The following is a 19,207-nucleotide window of genomic DNA, read 5'->3' on the forward strand; positions in this document are numbered from 1 at the left end:
TCTCGTTTCCTCTGCGTCGGAGTAGTGGCCCTACGCTAGTCCGCGTTCTCGCCTTGGGCCGACCGCCTGCGGCAGGGCGGTCGCCACGTTCGTGGTCGTCCCGCCCAGCCCCGCGGCGCGGCGGATCTCGGCGAAGGCCCCGATGAAGGCCTCGGTCGCTTCGTGGACGTCGTCGAAGGCCCGGTCGTCGCACAGCACGGAGATGTTGAGCTGGTCGACGTAGCTCCACACGGTCACGTTCATCGCGGACCCGGCGGCCAGCGGGCCCACCGAGTAGATCTCGGTGACGACCGCTCCGGCGATGCGGCCGCGGTGACGCGGGCCCGGCACGTTGGAGACGATCACGTTGAACAACTGATTCGGCCCGTGCCGCCGCGATGTCCAGTTGAATGTCAGGCGCACCGCCGCCGCCGGTACGTACTGCAGGAACCTGCTCACCGTCTCGGGGCCGAGAAGTTCGTTGTCTTCCTTGGCGATTCGAGTCGCCGTCTGGATCAGCCGGACACGCGCCAACGGATCGTCGAGCTGGACCGGCAGCGAGACCAGCATCGTGCTCAGTTTGTTGCCCGCGATGCGGTCGGGCGAGATATCGGTCGCCGCAGGCACTTCGGCGATCAGCGCCTCGTCGGCGTGTCCGTCGCGATCGAGGAGCAGCCGGCGCAGACCGCCCGCGGCGATCGCCAGCACGAGGTCGTTGATCGTCACGGCGAGGCACCTGCTCGCGGCCTTGACCTCGTCGAGCGACAACGTCGCGGTCGCGAACGCCCTTCCGGCGGAGATCCTTCGGTTGAGGAACGTGGGCGGGGGCTTGAACGGCCTGGCGAGGTCGGGGTCACGCAAACGATGGCGAGCGTGCCACTGGAGCCGATAGATGCCCGCGACGCCATCCCGGACGGCGGCGGGCAATTCCCTGAGCTGCCGCAGATGGTCTCGACCCGCGTTGCGCAGAAGCTCCACCGCGCCGGGCGGGGCGACCGCCCTGGGAACGGCGTGCTCGGGATGCGCGACGTCCGGCCATTCCATCGCCCGCGCCATCAGGTTGGCCGAGGCGATGCCGTCGGCCAGCGCGTGGTGCACCTTCCCGATCACCGCGACCCTGTCGTCGGCGAGGCCTTCGGCGTAGTACAGCCGCCACAGCGGCCGACGGTGGTCCAGCGGCGTGCCTGCGATCTCGCCGACCAGCGCGTCCAGCCCGGCCCGCCCGCCGGGCGCAGGGACGGTCACCCGTCGTAAGTGGTAATCGAGGTCGATCTCGGCGTCTTCCCGCCACATCGGCCGGTGCAGGCGGAGCGGTACGTCGACGAGTTCGTACCGCAGCGGGTCGAGGATCCACAGCCGCGAGCGGAACGTCTCGCGGAACGCGTCGAACGTCGGCGGGCCCTCGAACTGCGCCGTGTCGACCACCGCGATCTTGAGCGTGTGCTGGTGCACGTTCGGGGTCTCGCTGTACAGCAGGAACGCATCCCAGCCGGTAAGTCGCTTCACATCGGCTAGCCGCCCTGGGCGCGCTGCAACCGGTGTTGCGGAAGACGGTCGTGCACGGACCGGATCGCCGACCGCAGTCCGGCGACGAACTTCTCGGAAGCGAAGGTGCAGCCCGCGTGCCCGGCTTCCACCTCGACGGTTTCGGCGTCGGGTATCCGGCTGGCCAGCCAACGCTGTCGCTGCACGCCGAATGCGCGGTCGCGCGTGGTCACCAGCACCGCCGTCGGCACGTCGACCTGATGAACCCACGTCGTGGAGTCGAACCGGATGACCTCGGCCACGGCCCGGGTGATGGCGCCGGGCGACGTACTGCGGACCTGCCCGAGGATCCACTGGTGGTCGCGCAGCCGACCGGGCGCCACCGCCGCGGCGGGTTCGAGTCGCCGGGCCGGCGGACTGAGCGACTCGAGCAGCGCGGCGAACAGCCCGGTCGCGATCTTCTCGTAACTCGCGCGGTTGACCGCCGCGGCGGCGGCGCACAACACCAGGCCGTCCACCCGGTCCCGGTGCCGCTGCCAGACCAGCTGCGCGATCAGCGATCCCATCGAGTACCCGACGGGCACGAACGTGTCGATATCCAGCACATCGGCGAGGGCCGCGACATCGTCGGCGCAGTCCTCGAGAAGAAAGCGCGGCGTGGTGACACCCTGGCCGTGACCGCGTTGGTCGAGGACGACGACCCGGCCGAACTCCTGCAGATGTGTCAGCGCGGGATACCAGGTCATCACGCCCGTGCACGCCACCGAGTGCAGCAGTACGAAGGTCGGGCCGTCGTGCGGTCCGGAGTCGACGATGTAGGTGGTGCCGCGGCCGGGCAGCTCGACCACCCGGCCGGCCGGGATGTCTGCGACCGAGGCCAACGCGGGCAACGACGGTAACCGCGGGATCATCAGGTGTTGGGGCCAGTACCAAGCGATACCGCCATTACAGCACGAGGATGCGCGCGGGCACGCCCTTTCCGGCCGCTGAGCGCCTGCACAGCGCGGCGGGCATACACTGCCAGCGTGCGCGACGTGCTCGACGAGTTGCTGTCGGTGTGGCGGGCCGGCGGCACGGCCGGTGTGGCCACCGTCGTGCGCACGATCCGCTCGGCGCCGCGCCAGCCCGGCGCGACGATGGTGGTCTCCCCCGACGGCACGGTCGCCGGCTCGGTGTCGGGCGGGTGCGTCGAGGCCGCGGTCTACGAGCTGGCGCACGAGGTGGTCACGGCGGGCCGTCCGGAACTGCAGCGCTACGGCGTCAGCGACGACGACGCCTTCGCCGTCGGGCTCACCTGCGGCGGCATCATCGACATCTTCGCCGAGCCGATGTCGCGTGACACGTTCCCGCAGTTGGAGGCGATCGCCGACGACATCGCCGCGCACCGGCCGACGGCCATCGCGACGGTCATCGCGCACCCCGAAGCGCAGCGCGTCGGGCGCCGGCTGGTGATCGGGCCCCACTCGGTGTCCGGGTCGCTCGGATCGGCGCGCTCGGACGCCGCGGTCACCGACGACGCGCGTGGTCTGCTGGCCGCGGGCCGCACGGCCGTGCTGTCCTACGGCCCCGACGGTCAGCGCCAGGAGTCCGGCATGGAGGTGTTCGTCGCCAGCCATGCGCCGCGCCCACGGATGCTGGTGTTCGGCGCGATCGACTTCGCGAGCGCCCTGACGCGGCAGGCCGCGCTGCTCGGCTACCGGGTCACGGTGTGCGACGCCCGGCCGGTGTTCGCCACACCCGCCCGGTTCCCCGGCGCCGAGGAGGTGGTCGTGATGTGGCCGGACCGCTATCTGGCCGAGCAGGCCGACCGGGGCCTCATCGACTCGCGCACCGCGATCTGCGTGCTGACCCACGACCCGAAGTTCGACGTGCCCGTGCTGGCGGTCGCGCTGCGTCTCGACGTCGGCTACATCGGGGTGATGGGCTCGCGGCGTACGCACGACGACCGGATGGCGCGGCTGCGCGAGGCGGGGTTGACCGATGCCGAACTCTCGCGGCTGGCGAGCCCGATCGGGCTCGATCTGGGCGCGCGCACACCCGAGGAAACCGCGGTGTCGATCGCCGCGGAGATCATCGCGCGCAGGTGGGGCGGCGGCGGCCGGCCGCTGACCGACACGGCCGGCCGGATCCACCACGACGGATGAGACAACGAAGGCTTAACGGGTTGATCGCATGCGTCTGATGCGGGCAATCCACCCGTCAAGCGCCGCAGGCACCGGCACACTGCGACCGATGAGACATCGGGTGTGGAAATGTCGTTCTCGAATGCGATAACGTCACTCTTAAGGTCGATCGGAAAGGCGACGAGGTGACTTCAGCTTCTGGGGGGACGGTTGCGACCCGCTACGCGGGCACTCGCGTTCCCCGCGTCGAGGACAACCGCCTGCTGACCGGTCACGGCACGTTCGTCGACGACGTCGTGCGCCCCGGCATGCTGCACGCCTGCTTCGTCCGCAGCCCCTTCGCCCGCGCCGGGATCAGGGGTATCGACGCGTCGGCCGCGCTGGGCATGCCCGGCGTGCACGCCGTGTTCACCGCCGAGGATCTCAATCCCGACGTCAAGGAGGCCTGGCACGCGGTCGCGGGTAAGGACATCGCGGACACCCCGCGCCCGCCGCTGGCCGAGGGTGAGGTGAAGTTCGTCGGCGACCCCGTCGCGCTCGTCATCGCCGACAGCCGATACATCGCCGAGGACGCGGTCGACGCGGTGGAGGTCGACTACGAACCGCTGCCCGCCGTCGCCGATTTCACCCAAGCCGTCGGTTCCGATGTCGTCGTGCACGAGGCCTACCCGGACAACGTCGCGGGCGGCATGGGCGGCGCCCCGCCGGACGAGGACACCTTCGCCAACGCGGCCTGCGTCGCCTCGGCCAACGTCTATCAGCAGATCTACGCGCCGGTGCCGATCGAGTGCCGCGGCATGGTCGTCGAGTGGACGCCGGCAACCGAGGAGCTGACCATGTGGGCGTCGACGCAGACGCCGCACGAGTTGCGCGCCTTCTGCGCAAGGCTGTTGGGCATTCCCGCCCACAACGTCCGGGTCATCATGCGCGACACCGGCGGCGGGTTCGGCCAGAAGGTCGTGCCGATGCGCGAGGACATGTGCATCATGCTCGCCGCGCGCAAGGTGCCGTCCGCGGCGTCGAACGCGCTATCGGGCGTAGCGCTGAAGTGGATCGAGGACCGGCGCGAGAACCTGATGTCGGCCGGGCAGGCCCGCCACGTCGACGGCACCGCCCGCATGGCTCTTGATGAGGACGGCACCATCCTCGCGGTCGACATCGACTTCGCCTACGACATCGGCGCGTATCCGACGCCGTACCCGGTGCTCACGACGGCGGCGGTGGGCATGTTCTTCCCCGGTCCCTACCGGGTGCCCAAGGCCAGCTTCAACTACAAGACGGTGTTCTCCAACACGGCGGGCCTGGCCGCCTACCGCGGCCCGTGGCAGTACGAAACCCTCGCTCGCGAGGTGCTTTTCGACATCGCGGCCCGCAAGCTGGACATGGATCCGGTCGAGTTGCGCCGCCGCAACATCCTGCGCGGCGACGAGATGCCGTACTTCAACCCCAACGGCATGCCGTACGATCACGTCGCCCCGGCCGACACCTTCGAGCAGGCCGTGAAGATCCTCGACCACGAGGGTTTCCGCAAGGAGCAGGCCGACGCACTGGCCGAGGGCCGCTACCTCGGGCTGGGCTTCTCGGCCTACATCGAGCCGACGGGCGCGGCGACGGGCCACCTGGGCACCGAGGGCTGCACCATCCGGATGGAGCCCACCGGCAAGATCAACGTCTACGTCAACGGCGGGTCGACCGGAAACAGCATCGAGACCACCGTTGTTCAGCTGACGGCGGACGCGCTCGGTGCCGTCATCGGCGACGTCTCGACGATCCAGGGCGACACCGCGGTGACGCCCTACGGTGCGGGAACACAGGGCAGCCGCAGCGGCCCGATGACCGCGGGTGCGGTGGCCGAGGCGGGCGCGATGCTGCGCAAGCAGATCGTGGCGATGGCGGCACCGCGGCTGGAGGTCGACGAGGCCGAGGTCGAGCTGGCGGGGTCGCGGGCGATCGCACGCGGAAATCCCGACAAGAGCGTGAGTTTCGCCGACCTTGCGTTCCGCGCGCACTACGAGCCGCAGCAGTTGCCGCCCGGCGTCTCCTCGTCGCTGGAGGCGACCGCACGGTTCGCCTCGCCGCCCGAAGCAATGATCCACTGGGCCAACGCCACTCACGCGTGCACCTGTGAGGTCGATCCGGAGACCGGGCATGTCACGCTGACCCGCTACATCGTCAGCGAGGACGTCGGCCCGATGATCAACCCGAACGTGGTCGAGGGTCAGATCGCCGGCGGCACCGTGCAGGGCATCGGCGGGGCGCTGCTGGAGGACATGGTTTACGACGCGGACGGCAACCCGTTGTCGTCGACGTTCGTCGACTACCTGCTGCCGACGGCCACCGAGGTGCCGGACATCGAGTACGGGCACGTGGAGATCCCGGGGCCGGGGGTCGGCGGCTACAAGGGCGTCGGCGAGGGCGGCGCAATCGGTTCGACGCCTGCCGTGATCAACGCGATCAACGACGCCCTGGCGCCGCTCGGCGTCACGATCACCCGCCTGCCCGCCAGCCCTGCCGCGATCGTCGAGGCGATCGAGCAAGCCAAGAAGTGAGGGAACAACCTGTGGATGAAAAATGGAGTTGAACAACGAGTTCCAGGTCGCCGTGCCCGCCGCGAAGACCTGGGAGGTGCTGACCGACGTCGAGCGGGTCGCGCCGTGCCTGCCCGGCGCCACGCTGCTATCGGTGGACGGCGACGAGTTCACCGGCGCGGTTAAGGTCAAAGTCGGCCCGATCACGGTGTCCTACAAGGGAGTTGCGGCCTTCCAGGAGAAGGACGCGGCCGCGCAGCGGGTTGTGCTCAAGGCCGAGGGCAAGGAGACGCGAGGCAACGGCAACGCCGCAGCGATCGTCACCGCGCAACTCAAGGACGAGGGCGACTCCACCAGCGTGGTCATCAACACCGACCTGACGATCTCCGGCAAGGCCGCGCAGTTCGGCCGGGGGGTGCTCGCCGATGTGGCGTCTAACCTGATCGGCCAGTTCGCCAAGTCGCTGGAGGCCAGCGTTCTCGGGGACGCGGCACCGGCGACCACAGCGCCGACCACGGAGGCGGCCGCGGCCGCCGCCCAACCGGACGCCGGTGACAGCATCGACATGCTGAAAGTCGTTGCGGTGCCGATGGCCAAGCGTGCGGCACCGGTGGCGGTCGGACTGGCTGCCGGCCTGGCGGTCGGGTTCCTGCTCGGTCGGCGACGCAAGAAGGCGCCCGCGGCGATGCTGGCCGATGATCTGCAGGCGGCGCTTCTGCGATTGTTGTCATGAAGGCCGCCCCGTTCGCCTATCACCGTCCCGACTCTGCGAAAGAGGCGGTGGACATGCTCGCGGAGTTCGGCGAGGACGCGAAGATCCTCGCCGGCGGGCAGAGCCTGGTGCCGATGCTCGCGATGCGGCTGACACACTTCGAGAACCTCGTCGACATCTCGCGGATCGAGGAACTGCGCAGCATCGATCCGGTCGACGGCGCGGTGCTGGTGGCCGCGGGTACGCCGCACTCGTACGTCGGCATGGACGACGAGGTGGCCGAGTCGGTTCCGCTGCTGACGCTGGCCACCCCCTATATCGGGCACTTCCAGATCCGCACCCGGGGAACGCTGGGCGGCGCGATCGCGCACGCCGATCCGGCCGCGGAGTACGCGGCGGTCGCGCTGGCGCTCGACGCGCAGATGCATGTGCTGTCGTCGACGGGGTCGCGCCGGATCGAGGCGAAAGACTTCTTCACCGGCCTGTGGGAGACGTCGCTGCAGCCCGGTGAGATGCTGACCGCCGTGCACTTCCCGGTGTGGGGCGGGCGTTCCGGCTTCGGGCTCGACGAGTTCGCGCGCCGCCACGGTGATTTCGCGATCGCCGGCGCGGCCGTGGCGGTCGAGCTGGACGACGACGACCGCGTGAAGCGTTGCGGTATCGGGCTTCTGGGTCTCGGATCGACGCCGCTGCGCGGTACCGGGGCCGAGGAGGCGGTGACCGGCCGGCCGGTGAGCGACATCAGCGCGGAGGAGGTCGGGCGGCTCGCGCTGTCCGGGCTCGACGACATTCCGTCCGACCTGCAGGGGTCGGCCGCCTACCGGGCCAAGGTGGGGGCGACCATGGTCGCCCGCGCGTGGTCTTCAGCCATCACGGAGGCAACCGATGCATGAGACCCCGGTCGAGATGACCGTCAACGGGCGCGCGTACCGGGCGACCGTCGAACCGCGGATGACGCTGGCGGACTTCCTGCGCGAGAAGTGCGGGTTGACCGGGACGCATCTGGGCTGTGAACACGGGGCGTGCGGCGCGTGCACCGTGCTGCTCGACGGCGACGCGGTGCGCGCCTGCCTGCTCTTCGCGGTGCAGGCCGAGGGTATGGAGGTCACGACGGTCGAGGGCATCGCGGGACCGGACGGGGAGCTGTCGCCGGTGCAGGCCGCGATGCGCGAATGCCACGGCCTGCAGTGCGGTTTCTGCACACCGGGTTTCGTCACCACCATCACCGCGCTGCTGCGCGACAACCCCAAGCCCACCGACGAGGAGATCCGCGAGGGGCTGAGCGGAAACTTCTGCCGCTGCACCGGCTACCAGGGAATCGTGAATGCCGTACACCGTGCGGCCGAGATGACCTAGGCTTCTCGGTCGCCGGGGGGAGGCTAGTGGGGAGCACATGGGTACGAAGCGGTTCTTCGGCGCGGCCGCGATCGTGGTCGCGCTCGCGACGGCGTTCGCGACACCTGTCTTCGCGCAGACGCAGGAGCAGATCGATCAGGCGTTTCTGACCGCGCTGCGCGATCGTGGCGTGCCGGTCAAGGACGATGCCGAGGCGCTCGAGTTGGCGCACGCGACATGCGATCTTCTCAACGACGGCGGCAGCCTCGACGGAGCCCTGCAACTCATCCGCAGCACCGAGAAGAAGTGGTCGCAGGAGGACGCCGTGAACTTCGGCGGCCTGGCCGTCTACGCCTACTGCCGGGAGCACCTGCCGGAGTAGCGCCTCCGGAACGCGAGCACGCGTCGTACATATCGGGGCAGCCTCGACGTCGGGTAGCGCCTCGGCCAGTCGTCGGACCGAAGACAGGCGTCGGTGCCACCGTCGACGAAGATGACGCTGCCGCAGAGGAACTCCGCGGCGTCGGACATCATGAACACCATCCAATCGGCCAAGTGCCCCGGATCGCCGAAACCGCCTGTCGGCACCGGGAAAGACCGGATCGCACGCGCCGTGCGGGGGTCGGCGAGCTGCTTCTGCAGCAACGGCGTATCGATGGCTCCGGGCGCGAGGACGTTCATCCGGATCCCGGCGTCCGCCCACTGCGGTGCCACCGCGTGCCGTCGCACCCAGCGGGTCAACGCGATCTTCGACGCCGCGTAGGCCAGTGGTGGTGCGAGCGGACCGAATCCGCGCAAGGCACGAGTCGCCTTCGTCGCGTCGTGTGCCAACAGCGCACGCACCGCCCGGCGCGGCACCAACGGTGTCGTCGTCGCCGAATTGCTGCCGATCACGACGACTTTGGCGGTTCCGGCGGTGGCCAGTGCGGGGCGCCAGGTGTCGAGCAACTCGATTGCACCGAAGAAGTTGATCTCGAAGATCGAGCGGCACTGTCCGGCACCGGAGCGCGGGCCGATCCCGGCGGCGAGCACGGCCCCATCGAGTCGGCCGTCGCACCGCGACAGCACCTCGGCGGCCGCCGCTTCTCGTCCGGGCCGGGTGGAGAGGTCCGCGATGACCTCCGCGTCCCCGAGGTCGACGCCGATGACGGAGTGCCCCGCCCGGCGCAGTCGCTCGGCGGCCTCGTGCCCCATGCCGGAGGCCGACCCGGTGACCGCGTATGTGCCCATGGTCGGTCCTAGTCCTGGTGTCGCAACACGCACCGCGTGCCGTCGTAGATGGTGGCCATGCATTTCGTGCAGTGCACACACAGCCCTTCGCGGGCGCTACCCGCACGGAACTTGTTGACCAGCTCCGGTTCTCGCAGCAGGGCACGCGCCATGGCCACGAACTCGAACCCGTCGGCGAGCGCGTTCGACACGGTCGACATCGTGTTGACACCGCCGAGCAGGATCAGCGGCATCGACAGCGCTTCGCGGAACTGACGGGCCAGCGGGAGGAAGAACGCCTCCTCGAACGGGTAGGTGCGAAACATCCGGCGCCCGACGACCCGCAGCCCCAGGCCGACGACGGCCGGCTGGGAGGCGATGAACTCGGCCATCGGTACCTCACCGCGGAAGTAGTACATCGGATTGAGCAGCGAACTGCCGCCGGTCAACTCCAATGCATCGACATGGCCGTCGGATTCGATGAGACGTGCCGTCGGCAGGCTGTCGGTCAGCCAGAGGCCGCCCCGGACACCGTCGTCCATGTTGAATTTCGCGGTGACCGCCACGGAGTCACCGGCCCGGGCGCGTACCCGTTCGAGGACTCGGCGCGCCAGCTCGGCCCGCCGGACCGTGTCACCGCCGAAGCGGTCCCTGCGCTTGTTGAGGTTCGGGCTCATGAACGAGCTGAGCAGATAGCCGTGGCCGAGGTGCACTTCGATGGCGTCGAAGCCCGCATCGACGGCGTTGCGGGCCGCCTCGCCGAAGTCGTCGAGCACGCGGTCGAGTTGTCCGGTCGTGGCCGCTCGCACCAATCCCATTGCGGGCGCGCTGAACCGGGTCGACGGCGCCAGCGTCGGCATCCGGTTCGACCGGGTGTTCGCGACCAGACCTGCGTGACCGATCTGTGCGCACACCAACGCGTCGTGAGCGTGAACGGCATCGGTCAGGCGACGCAGCGCTGCGGCGCGTCGCGCGTCGCGCACCATGGTGTCGCGGTGCACGCGTCCGTCGGGTGAAACCGCGCAGTACGCGACCGTCGTCATCGCGGCGCCGCCGCAGGCCACCTCGGTATGGAATTCGACGAGCTCGTCGGTGACCTCACCGCGTGGCATCCGGCCCTCGAAGGTCGCCGCCTTGATGAAGCGGTTCTTCAGCGTCAGGGGGCCCAGCGCCATGGGGGTGAAGGCTGCCGTCGATTTCGATACCATTGGCACCGTAATATAGCAGCCTCGGGTCACGGGAGAGGGGAAACCATGCGGATCGCCGTCACCGGAGGAATCGGCTACGTCGGCGCCCACTGTGTGCGGGCGATGCTTGCCCGCGGCCACCGGGTGCGGCTGTTGGTCCCCCCGGACGCGCAGGACGCGGACGTGCCGGCGCGTCTCGCCGAGCTCGGCGAGGTGGAGGTGGTGCTCGGGGACGTCAGGGAGACCGCCGCGGTCGACCTCCTGCTCGGCGGCTGCGACGCGGTGCTGCACGCCGCAGGCGTGGTCGGCACCGACAAGCGCCGCAGCGAGCTGATGTGGCAGATCAACGCCTACGCGACGGAGTCGGTGCTGACCCGCGCGAGCGAGGCCGGGCTCGACCCGGTCGTGTCGGTGAGCAGCTACAGCGCGTTGTTCCCGCCTCCGGACGGTGTCATCGGACCGGATACTCCCACTGCGACCGGTCGCAGCCCCTATGCGCAGACCAAGGCCTACGCCGATCGCGCCGCGCGGCGACTGCAGAGCCGCGGCGCGCCCGTCGTCGTCACCTATCCCTCGAGCGTCGTGGGGCCCGCGTTTCACACCGCACCGGGCGTCACGGAGCGGGGCTGGGCGCCGATCGTGCGGTGGGGCGTCGCCCCCAGACTGCGTGGGGGTATGCAGATGATCGACGTCCGCGACGTCGCCGACGTGCATGCGGCGCTGATGACACCGGGCCGCGGGCCGCGGCGCTATGTCTGTGGCGGCACGCTGATCACCTTCGACGACATGATCGCCGCACTGGAGCGCGGCGCCGGGCGGCGCTTCAAGCGGATACCGCTGCCCCAGAATGTGTTTCGTGGCCTCAGCCGAATCAGCGAGGCGATGTCGGGCGTCGTCGACCTGGGGGACGGCCTGTCCTACGAGGCGGCGCTGCTGCTCACCGCGGCCACCCCCACCGACGACTCGGCCACGCTCGCGGACCTCGGCGTGGTCTGGCGCTCGCCGGTCGAGGCCATCGTCGCCTCACTCTCGACCCACCGCATCGCCGAGGATGCCGGCGATCCGGCGGTGTAGTTCGTCGGTGTCATCCTCGACAGCGACGGTGGTCAAGAAGAGGGCGGCGCCGGCAGCCATCGCGATGACGGCCCTGGCGTCGCGGTCCGCATCGGCCGAATCGGGAACTTCGGCGGTGAACAGCGCAACCGCCGGACCACTGAAATCGGCCCACAGCCGGCGACGCAAGTCCTGGTTCTCCGCCATCGCCAACAGGAGGCCGGGAGCCGCGGCCCGCACTTCCGGGCGCGCGAACAGCTGACGGCTGCCGCGGGCGACCCAGTCGACCCAGCCGAGCCGGTCGGTGTTGGCGAACGGAGCGAGATCCGGTGTCGCCCCGAGGATCGCGTGCAGCACCAGTTCGGCCTTGGACGACCAGCGGCGGTTCAGGCTCGAACGGCTGACACCCGACCGTGCAGCGATCAACCGCAGGCTGAGCTCGTCCCACCCGATCTCGACGAGCAGTTGACGCGTCACCGCGAAGACCCGCGTGTCGATCGATGCGTCGCGGGGGCGTCCTGCCGACTTGGCGTCGTCCACGTCAGCAATTGAACCTCAGGCCACCCGGCTAGCCCACTCGAGCGCTGTGCAGTCCATAGGGAACGGCGGCCACGATCGTGACGGAAAGCTCTGCACCGCTGGGCAGGCGGAAGGTGCGTTGCTCACCCGACCGTGCGCCGAGAACGGCGGCGCCCAACGGGGAGTTGATGGAGTAGACCTCCAGGTCGCCGTGCTCGGTGCCACGCACGCCGAGAAGGAATGTCTCGGTCTCGCCGGTGTCGTCGTAGCGGACCGTGACGACCATGCCCGGTTCGGCGATCCCGTCGTCCGGCGGATCCTCGCCCACGACAGCGTTGATCAGTAGGTCGTGGATCTGCTGGATGCGGGTCTGGCGCGCCCGCTGGATGGCGGTCGCGTTCTCGTCGGCAATGCCGTCGCCGGACGCTGTCGCGCACAACTGGCGCAGGGTGGCGAGTTCGTGTTGCAGCCGTGCGTGGGCATCCGGTGAGATCCAGGCGCGTTGTGTGCTTGTCATTACTTGCCTTCCATTGTTCGGTGGGACCCGATGCCCCTCGACGAGAGGGGTTGCCGTCAGGGGCGGGCCAGCCGGGCAGCTCCGCCCCTGACGACTCGCGGCGCCCGTGCGGGCGGGAGTCTGTGGCGGTTACGCGATCGCGCGGCGCAGCGGATCGAAAGGCTGCAGCGCTTCGGGTTGCTTGCCGGTGGTGATCTGCTCGGCCAGCAGGCGGCCGGTCACCGGACCATGGGCCAGGCCCCACATGCCGTGCCCTCCGGCGACATACACATTGCGTGCCATCTCCCCGACGAGCGCTCGGCCGTCGGTGGTGACGGGACGCGAACCGACCCAGATGTCGGTGCGCTCGGCCCACCGGACTCCGTCCAGGAGCGGGCCGGCCGATGCGGATCGCCCCGACCCGTTCGGCGAACACCGGATCGTGTGGCTCGCGGAACTCCATCGTGCCCGCCACGCGCAGGGCTCCGCGGTGGGGCGTACACGCCACCCGCACGTCGGGTAGGTAGATGGGCCCCGGAATCGAGCGGTCAACGGGAACGGTGAACGAGTAACCCCGCCCGGCTCGAACTGGCACCGAAACCCGGCGGCCTGCCAACCGTGACAACCACGCGCCGGTGGCGATGGCTGCCACATCGGCGGTCAGCGGTTCGCCGGCCGAGGGCTGCACCATCGCACCGTTGCCGTGACTGAAGACGCCCCGCACATCCTCAGTGAGCAGGGTGGCTCCCCGCCGTTCGACCGCGTCCCCCAGGGCCTGCACGAAACGGCCCGGATCGACGAACCGCTGGCCGTTGACGCTGATTCCCGCGGTGATCACCGGTGAGGCGAGCGGCACCTGTTCACGAAGGGCCTCACCGGAGTGCCCGGTGACGGAAAGGCTCTGCCCTGCCTCCTCGAGCGCGCGAAGCTCACGCATCATGGCCTCGGCGTCACCGGTGTCGCGGAACAGCGCGGTGATCGGGGTATCGGTCACGGGCGCGTCGACCCCGTTGCCGACGAGCACGTCGAAGGCCTCGACGCACTCCTCGTTGAGGGGCAGGTTGGCACGCACCGCGCGGTGCCACGACGACCGGCGGCAGTTGGCGGCGAATTGGGCGAGGAACAGCCACAGCGAACTGTCGGCGGTCAGCGGGATGTGCAGCGGGGCGTTGCGATCACGCAGCGCGCGCAGCCCGTGGCGCACCACCTTCGGCGAGTTCAGCGGCAGAGTCAGGGCCGGCGAGATCCATCCCGCGTTGCCCGAGGAGGCGCCGGCCGCCACGCCGCTGCGGTCCACCACCGTGACGTCGACACCACGCTCCTGCAGGAACCACGCCGTCGACAACCCGACGATGCCGGCGCCGACCACGACCGCAGACCGGGGTCCACCGCCGATACGCTCGTCGCCGACCATGAGTACACCTCCGCTGTTGACACCTGCACTGACAACCCCATGGTCGTGCGCCGGGTGGCGGGCGCGGTTGCCCTGGCGGAACAACTCGTGGCGGCGCCGTTGGGGCGATCCGACAACGGCGACAGGGCCGCCGCGGGTTCGGGACCTACCGGTCGGTGTCGCCGGCCGCGAGTTCGATCATCATCGCCAGCCGCTTCTGCGCATCGCCCAGTTGAAGGTCGGTGATCTCGCTCATCTTGCGCAGCCGGTACCTGACGGTGTTCTCGTGCACCCCCAGGCGCGTGCCCGCCTCGGCCGGGTCGCCCAGAGCCTCCAGCCAGGCCCTCAGCGTCGACACATAGTCGGTGTTGTTGGCGCGGTCGTGGCGTCGCAACTCGGCGACCGGTCCCCGGTCCGGGGTTCGGCCCGACTGCGCCGCTGTCCGAAGACGCTGCAGCAGGATCTCGTCCCACGACTCGTCGTAGGCGGGAGGCACGGCCGAGGCCTTGACTTCGTGTAGCGCCAGACACTCGTCGGCTTCCTGACGCGCCGCGGGCAGATCCGTTGCCATCGCTGGCTTGCTGATACCTGCCAATACTGTCACCTGATCGGGCAGAGCCGCTTGCAGGGCTGCGATCCATCGTCGGGCCGCGACCGGTTCCTCGCCGGGCAGTAACGTGTAGACCGTATTGCCCGCCAACGCGCTCCGGCCGGGGCGCGACCATCCGAAGCCGGTGGTCGCCCGCTCGAATGCCAGCAGCAGAGCCGCGTCACGGTCCGCACCGATCGACGCCTGGAGGGCGATGACCCGCATCATTTTGTGCGGCAGGCCGAGCCGACTCGCGGAGGCCGCGGCGTCGGCGCTGCCTTCGAGCAGTCGGATCACCAGTTCGGATTCGACCTGGCGTTCCAGATCCGCACTGGCCCGGGACCGCAAGAGGTGCAGGGCCACGGTGCGGGCGCCGTCGGCCAACGCCGTGCGCTCCGATCCGGTCAGCGGTCTCGCGCAGGACACCCACACCGATCCCATCAGTTCCCGCCCGGACCGCACGGCGACGACCATACGTCCGGCGAATCCCTGGTCGGGGTCCGAGTCGACGAACAGTGGCTCGTCGGATGCGGCAAGATGCGCGAAGACGCTGCGGGATTCGAAGAATGCGCGCAAGCGCTCCGGCGCCTGCCTGCCCATGATCGTCGCGACACGTGCCGGGTCGGCATTCTCTTGCATCGTGGAGTAGGCGAGCACCCTCGACAACGGGTCCTCGATGGTCACGGCGCCGCCGGTAGACTCGGCCAGACTGTCGGCGAGCGCGAAGAGATCCGTTGGCCCACGGCCTGATTCGGTCTCGCGACCTTCCAGCACCAACCCGTAGACGACTGCGGCGAGCTCGCTCCAGGACACCATTGAATCGACGGCCATCACGGCAACACCCTCGGCCATTCCCGCGAACGTCGTCCCATCCTCGCCGTCGCGAAGAAGTACCACCGCCGCACGCGCAGACACCGCCCACTGCAAGGCCTCGTCGACCGAGCGGGCTCCGATGGCCAGAAGCACGTCCCCGGTTACGGTGCGATCGGCGGTTACCTCATGCATGACGACGCTGCCCAGTTCTCTGGAACGGGGTATCGGGCAGAAACGCAAGCGGACGCCATAGCTTCCGAGCACGTTCACGAGCCGGTCTAGTGTGACCACACGCCGCGCCCGATACGTGCGAATGTTGTTGCGGCCATGACGGCTGCGTCGTGCCACACGGGGCTAGATACTCCCCGGCATTCCGGGCATGCCGCTACCCGTCGACGGCGCCATGGGCGGAGGAGGCGGCGCGGGTGGAGCCGATGGGAGGGCGTACGGGCCACCCTGGCATTCGAGTGCCCAGTGCATCGCCGCGCATCTCGGATCGTTCGGACCGGTGGGAGTGTCGGAGCCAGAGCTCTGGAGTGGAACGGGCGTACCGGAAGCTCCTGCGAATCCGGGCGCCGCGCTCGCCAGCGTCGCTGCAGCCATTACGAGGAGTGCTTCGGCGACAGCCAGTTTCGCGATCGCACTGCGGCCGCGCGAAGCCATCACCCGAGTCATCCACCACCCCTTACGTGCATAGCTCGCCACGAGCGTCGCCGCCATCGTCGCATGCCACGTCGGCGTACGGGCCTGAACAGAAGACGCAGAGACTCGCCTCACGATGCCCATCCCGGCCCATCCCGAGTTTTCAGAAGAACGCAGAGACCTCTGCGGCATGCGACCAGCGCGCCGCGCCTCGCAAGGGTTGCACTGCGGCCTTCAGGTCACGATCGATAGCCGGGATTGATCCGATCGAGTCGCCGCAAGAGACCGGGCCACGCGAGGCCACCACCCGCGCCTTTGAGCACGGCGGTCACGTTGTCTTTCACGCCGGAGAGGATCGACTTGTCCACCGAGACGAGCGCGCCGCGGCCGGACTGCGCGAGGAGTTGAATCTCGCAGGCACGCTGCAAGATGTACAGGTAGAGAAACGCATCGGCGATGGTCGGTCCCACGGTGAGAAGGCCGTGGTTTCGCAGGATGAGCGACGTCTTGTCACCGAGATCACCTACCAGCCGCGGCTTTTCGTCGTCGCGCAGCGCGATGCCCTCGTAGTCGTGGTACCCGAGAGAAGCGAGCGCGATGGTCGACTGCTGAGAGATGGGCAGGAGGCCCGATTCTTGAGCGGACACCGCGACTCCGGCGGGCGTGTGTACGTGGAGCACGCAGACGATGTCGGGACGCGCGGCGTGGACGGCGCTGTGGATCACAAAGCCCGCCGGGTTGATCGGGTGCGGCGAATCGCCCACCTTCTCCCCGTGCTGGTCGACCTTCACCAGGCTCGATGCGGTGATTTCGTCGAACAGCATCCCGTAGGGATTGATCAAGAAGTGGTGCTCGGGACCTGGCACCCGCGCGGAGATGTGGGTGAAGATCAAATCGTCCCAACCGAAATGTGCGACGAGGCGGTAGCACGCGGCCAGGTCGACCCGCAATGTCGACTCCTCGGACATGCGCGGAGCTTATCGGTATGAGAAGTCGACGACTCGCTTTCAGCCCGAACTTGTCAGCCGCGCCCGGGCCCATCCTCGCCATCGGGGAGAACCCCTACGGGCTGGCGACGACTCCGCGCAGCCCCTCGGCACCGAACAGCGGCTCGAGCATCGACGAGTAATCGGGGCCGCGGCGCACCAGCTGCCCGCCGTCGACGTTGATCACCTGACCGGTGATGAAGCTCGACGCGTCGCTGAGCAGGAACAGCGATGCGTTCGCGATGTCGGAGACCTCGCCGGGGCGCGGCAACGGCGTGCACGCCGCGTAGTCGGCGCTCAACTCGGGCGAACCCAGCACGGGCGCAACGAGTTCGGTACGGATCAGGCCCGGCCTGATGCAGTTCACCCGCACCCACGAGGCACCGAGTTCGTCGGCGGCCAACTGCATCATGTGGTCGATGCCCGCCTTGGATACGCCGTAGGCGCCGAACCATCGGTGCGTATTGCTCGCCGCGATGGACGAAATGCCGATGAACGATCCGCCACCGCCACGCACCATCTCCCGCGCGGAGTGCTTGAGCACGTACATGGTGCCGTTGATGTTCAGGTCGACGGTGCGCCGCCACAGCTCCGAGTCGATCTGCGTGATCGGCCCGATCGTCTCGCTGCCACCCGCGCAGTGCACGACGCCGTACAGCCGGCCGTTCCATGCGGTGGCCGCCTCAACGACCCGCGCCACCTCGTCCTCGTTCGTGACGTCGGCCGGCTCGTAGAGCACCGAGCCGGGGCCGCCCTGCGCCGTGATCTCGTCGGCGGCCGCGGACAGCTTGTCGGCGTTGCGCCCCACGAGCATCGCGTTGCCGCCGGCCGCCACCACCGCGGCGGCGACACCCTTGCCGATTCCGCTACCCCCACCGGTGACCAGTACCGTCCGACCCGCCAAGGACAACTCCACCGCAGACCCCTTCGCCATGTAACTAGAACAGGTTCTAGTTATACGTCACGGTTCGTCGCGGCGGGCCGGCTTCGGCGCGCCGAGCGTGCGCCAGTCGGGCACGTTCGGCGGCAGGCCGACCGGATACCGGTTCTCGTTGTGCGCCGCCCAGTGCGCATGCCCGAGCTCGTGGATGTGGAATGCGTGCCGCAGCGCCTCGGTGAAACCCATCGCGTCGGCCGCGGCGTTGACCGAGTCCTTGACCAGCAACGCCGCCATGGTCGGCCGCTCGGCGATACGGCGGGCGAACTCCAGCGTCTTGTCCTCGAGTTCGCCGCGCGGAAAGATCTTCGACACCATGCCGAGCCGGTAGGCCTCGTCGGCGTCGATCGAATCACCGGTCAGCAGAAGCTCTTTTGCCTTGCGAGCCCCGAATTCCCATGGGTGCGCGTAATACTCCACGCCGGGCATCCCCATCCGGACACCGACGACGTCGCTGAATTTCGCGTCATCCGCGGCAACTATCAAATCGCACGCCCAGATCAGCATCAGCCCCGCCGAGATGGCGTTGCCCTGCACCTGGGCGATGGTGATCTTGCGCAGATCGCGCCAGCGGCGGGTGTTCTCGAAGAAGAAGTGCCACTCCTGAAGGTACGTCCGCTCGGCGATGGCAGGCACGGTGGCGCCGTGCGAGCGGAACGTCGGGTGCTGTCCCGGCCCCGGCTGACGCTCCAGCATCGCCTCCTCCGAGCCGAGATCGTGCCCGGCGGAGAAGTTCTTGCCGCGCGCCGCCAGGATCACCACCCGGACGCGATCGTCGGCCTCGGCGCGGCCGAACGCCTCGTCCAACTGCACCAGCAGCGTTCTCGACTGCGCATTCTGCGCATTCGGACGGTTCAGCCAGATGCGCGCGATCTGCCCGTCGTCGAGCGTCTCGTACGTCACCTGTTGCGTCGCATCGCCTCCGGCAGCTGCGTCTGTCAGATCTGGGCTCGCCATCGCGGACCACCTCGCTCATGTCTATCCGGCATCCTGCACATTACGGTGCGGCTCAAAAGTGTCATGCAGCGGTGCCACAGCCGACTGACAGCTAACCAGGAGCCATCGTGGCGCTGCTTGCGCGAGCCTCGCTATCTGCCTGAACCGGAGTGCCCTCGGGGCGCGGACCGGCAGTCAACCGGTCGTCGGGACTAGCGCACAGCAAATCGAGAGAACAGCACACGGCGTCACAGCGGGTTCCGGTGCCCCGGATGGCCCTGGCGG

General features: G+C 69.1%; 17 protein-coding genes and 1 pseudogene. 7 read left to right on the top strand and 11 right to left on the bottom strand.

The features are described 5' to 3' along the window. Nucleotides 1-30: 30 nt before the first annotated feature. Nucleotides 31-1,485 carry a wax ester/triacylglycerol synthase family O-acyltransferase gene (locus ABGB19_RS08255; protein ID WP_347685377.1) on the bottom strand — a complete coding sequence of 485 codons (1,455 nt, stop codon included), beginning with the start codon at nt 1,483-1,485 and terminating at the stop codon, nt 31-33. A gap of 5 nt (nt 1,486-1,490) precedes the next feature. After that, nucleotides 1,491-2,345, bottom strand: a complete 855-nt coding sequence (locus ABGB19_RS08260) for an alpha/beta hydrolase (RefSeq protein WP_347685378.1) — start codon at nt 2,343-2,345, stop codon at nt 1,491-1,493. A 144-nt stretch (nt 2,346-2,489) separates the two neighbouring features. Between ABGB19_RS08260 and ABGB19_RS08265 the strand changes: the two genes are divergently transcribed. From ABGB19_RS08265 to ABGB19_RS08290, 6 genes are all read left to right on the top strand, one after another. Continuing rightward, complete coding sequence (locus ABGB19_RS08265) at nt 2,490-3,608, top strand: XdhC/CoxI family protein (protein WP_347685379.1); 1,119 nt, start codon at nt 2,490-2,492, stop codon at nt 3,606-3,608. A 164-nt stretch (nt 3,609-3,772) separates the two neighbouring features. Further along, nucleotides 3,773-6,136: a xanthine dehydrogenase family protein molybdopterin-binding subunit gene (locus ABGB19_RS08270; protein ID WP_347685380.1), complete on the top strand. Its 2,364-nt coding sequence runs from the start codon at nt 3,773-3,775 to the stop codon at nt 6,134-6,136. Nucleotides 6,137-6,158: 22 nt separating this feature from the next. After that, on the top strand, nt 6,159-6,848 hold the full coding sequence (locus ABGB19_RS08275; protein ID WP_347685381.1) for an SRPBCC family protein: 690 nt from the start codon (nt 6,159-6,161) through the stop codon (nt 6,846-6,848). After that, nucleotides 6,845-7,720 (top strand): FAD binding domain-containing protein, encoded by an 876-nt coding sequence (locus ABGB19_RS08280; RefSeq protein WP_347685382.1) that lies wholly within the window; start codon nt 6,845-6,847, stop codon nt 7,718-7,720. The genes ABGB19_RS08275 and ABGB19_RS08280 overlap by 4 nt, the downstream gene beginning before the upstream one ends. After that, on the top strand, nt 7,713-8,183 hold the full coding sequence (locus tag ABGB19_RS08285; protein ID WP_347685383.1) for a (2Fe-2S)-binding protein: 471 nt from the start codon (nt 7,713-7,715) through the stop codon (nt 8,181-8,183). Before ABGB19_RS08280 ends, ABGB19_RS08285 begins: the two co-directional genes overlap by 8 nt. Before the next feature lie 37 nt (nt 8,184-8,220). Then, nucleotides 8,221-8,544, top strand: a complete 324-nt coding sequence (locus ABGB19_RS08290; RefSeq protein WP_347685384.1) for a DUF732 domain-containing protein — start codon at nt 8,221-8,223, stop codon at nt 8,542-8,544. Here ABGB19_RS08290 and ABGB19_RS08295 read toward each other — a convergent pair. Both ABGB19_RS08295 and ABGB19_RS08300 read right to left on the bottom strand, forming a co-directional pair. After that, nucleotides 8,517-9,392, bottom strand: a complete 876-nt coding sequence (locus tag ABGB19_RS08295) for an SDR family oxidoreductase (protein ID WP_347685385.1) — start codon at nt 9,390-9,392, stop codon at nt 8,517-8,519. The genes ABGB19_RS08290 and ABGB19_RS08295 overlap by 28 nt on opposite strands. A gap of 8 nt (nt 9,393-9,400) precedes the next feature. Beyond that, nucleotides 9,401-10,579, bottom strand: coding sequence for an NADH:flavin oxidoreductase (locus ABGB19_RS08300; protein WP_347685665.1), 1,179 nt, complete (start codon nt 10,577-10,579; stop codon nt 9,401-9,403). Nucleotides 10,580-10,624: 45 nt separating this feature from the next. On the opposite strand from ABGB19_RS08300, the gene ABGB19_RS08305 reads away from it, so the two are divergent. Next, nucleotides 10,625-11,632 carry an NAD-dependent epimerase/dehydratase family protein gene (locus ABGB19_RS08305; protein ID WP_347685386.1) on the top strand — a complete coding sequence of 336 codons (1,008 nt, stop codon included), beginning with the start codon at nt 10,625-10,627 and terminating at the stop codon, nt 11,630-11,632. Here the strand turns inward: ABGB19_RS08305 and ABGB19_RS08310 are convergent. The 7 genes and pseudogenes from ABGB19_RS08310 to ABGB19_RS08340 all read right to left on the bottom strand — a co-directional run bounded on the left by ABGB19_RS08310 (nt 11,582) and on the right by ABGB19_RS08340 (nt 18,943). Further along, nucleotides 11,582-12,151: a helix-turn-helix domain-containing protein gene (locus ABGB19_RS08310; protein ID WP_347685387.1), complete on the bottom strand. Its 570-nt coding sequence runs from the start codon at nt 12,149-12,151 to the stop codon at nt 11,582-11,584. The genes ABGB19_RS08305 and ABGB19_RS08310 overlap by 51 nt on opposite strands. Nucleotides 12,152-12,179: 28 nt before the next feature. Next, nucleotides 12,180-12,647, bottom strand: coding sequence for a GreA/GreB family elongation factor (locus tag ABGB19_RS08315; RefSeq protein ID WP_347685388.1), 468 nt, complete (start codon nt 12,645-12,647; stop codon nt 12,180-12,182). A gap of 129 nt (nt 12,648-12,776) precedes the next feature. Then, nucleotides 12,777-14,040: pseudogene (locus tag ABGB19_RS08320) on the bottom strand (FAD-binding oxidoreductase). Nucleotides 14,041-14,185: 145 nt separating this feature from the next. Next, complete coding sequence (locus ABGB19_RS08325; RefSeq protein WP_347685389.1) at nt 14,186-15,712, bottom strand: helix-turn-helix domain-containing protein; 1,527 nt, start codon at nt 15,710-15,712, stop codon at nt 14,186-14,188. Nucleotides 15,713-16,302: 590 nt separating this feature from the next. After that, nucleotides 16,303-17,031, bottom strand: a complete 729-nt coding sequence (locus ABGB19_RS08330; RefSeq protein WP_347685390.1) for a class II aldolase/adducin family protein — start codon at nt 17,029-17,031, stop codon at nt 16,303-16,305. Between the two features lie 94 nt (nt 17,032-17,125). Next, the gene (locus ABGB19_RS08335; RefSeq protein ID WP_347685666.1) at nt 17,126-17,965 is read right to left on the bottom strand and encodes an SDR family oxidoreductase; all 840 of its coding nucleotides are present in this window, start codon (nt 17,963-17,965) and stop codon (nt 17,126-17,128) included. Between the two features lie 45 nt (nt 17,966-18,010). Continuing rightward, on the bottom strand, nt 18,011-18,943 hold the full coding sequence (locus tag ABGB19_RS08340; protein ID WP_347685391.1) for an enoyl-CoA hydratase: 933 nt from the start codon (nt 18,941-18,943) through the stop codon (nt 18,011-18,013). Nucleotides 18,944-19,207 lie beyond the last annotated feature (264 nt).

This window comes from Mycobacterium sp. B14F4 (assembly GCF_039871645.1).
Lineage (GTDB): Bacteria > Actinomycetota > Actinomycetes > Mycobacteriales > Mycobacteriaceae > Mycobacterium.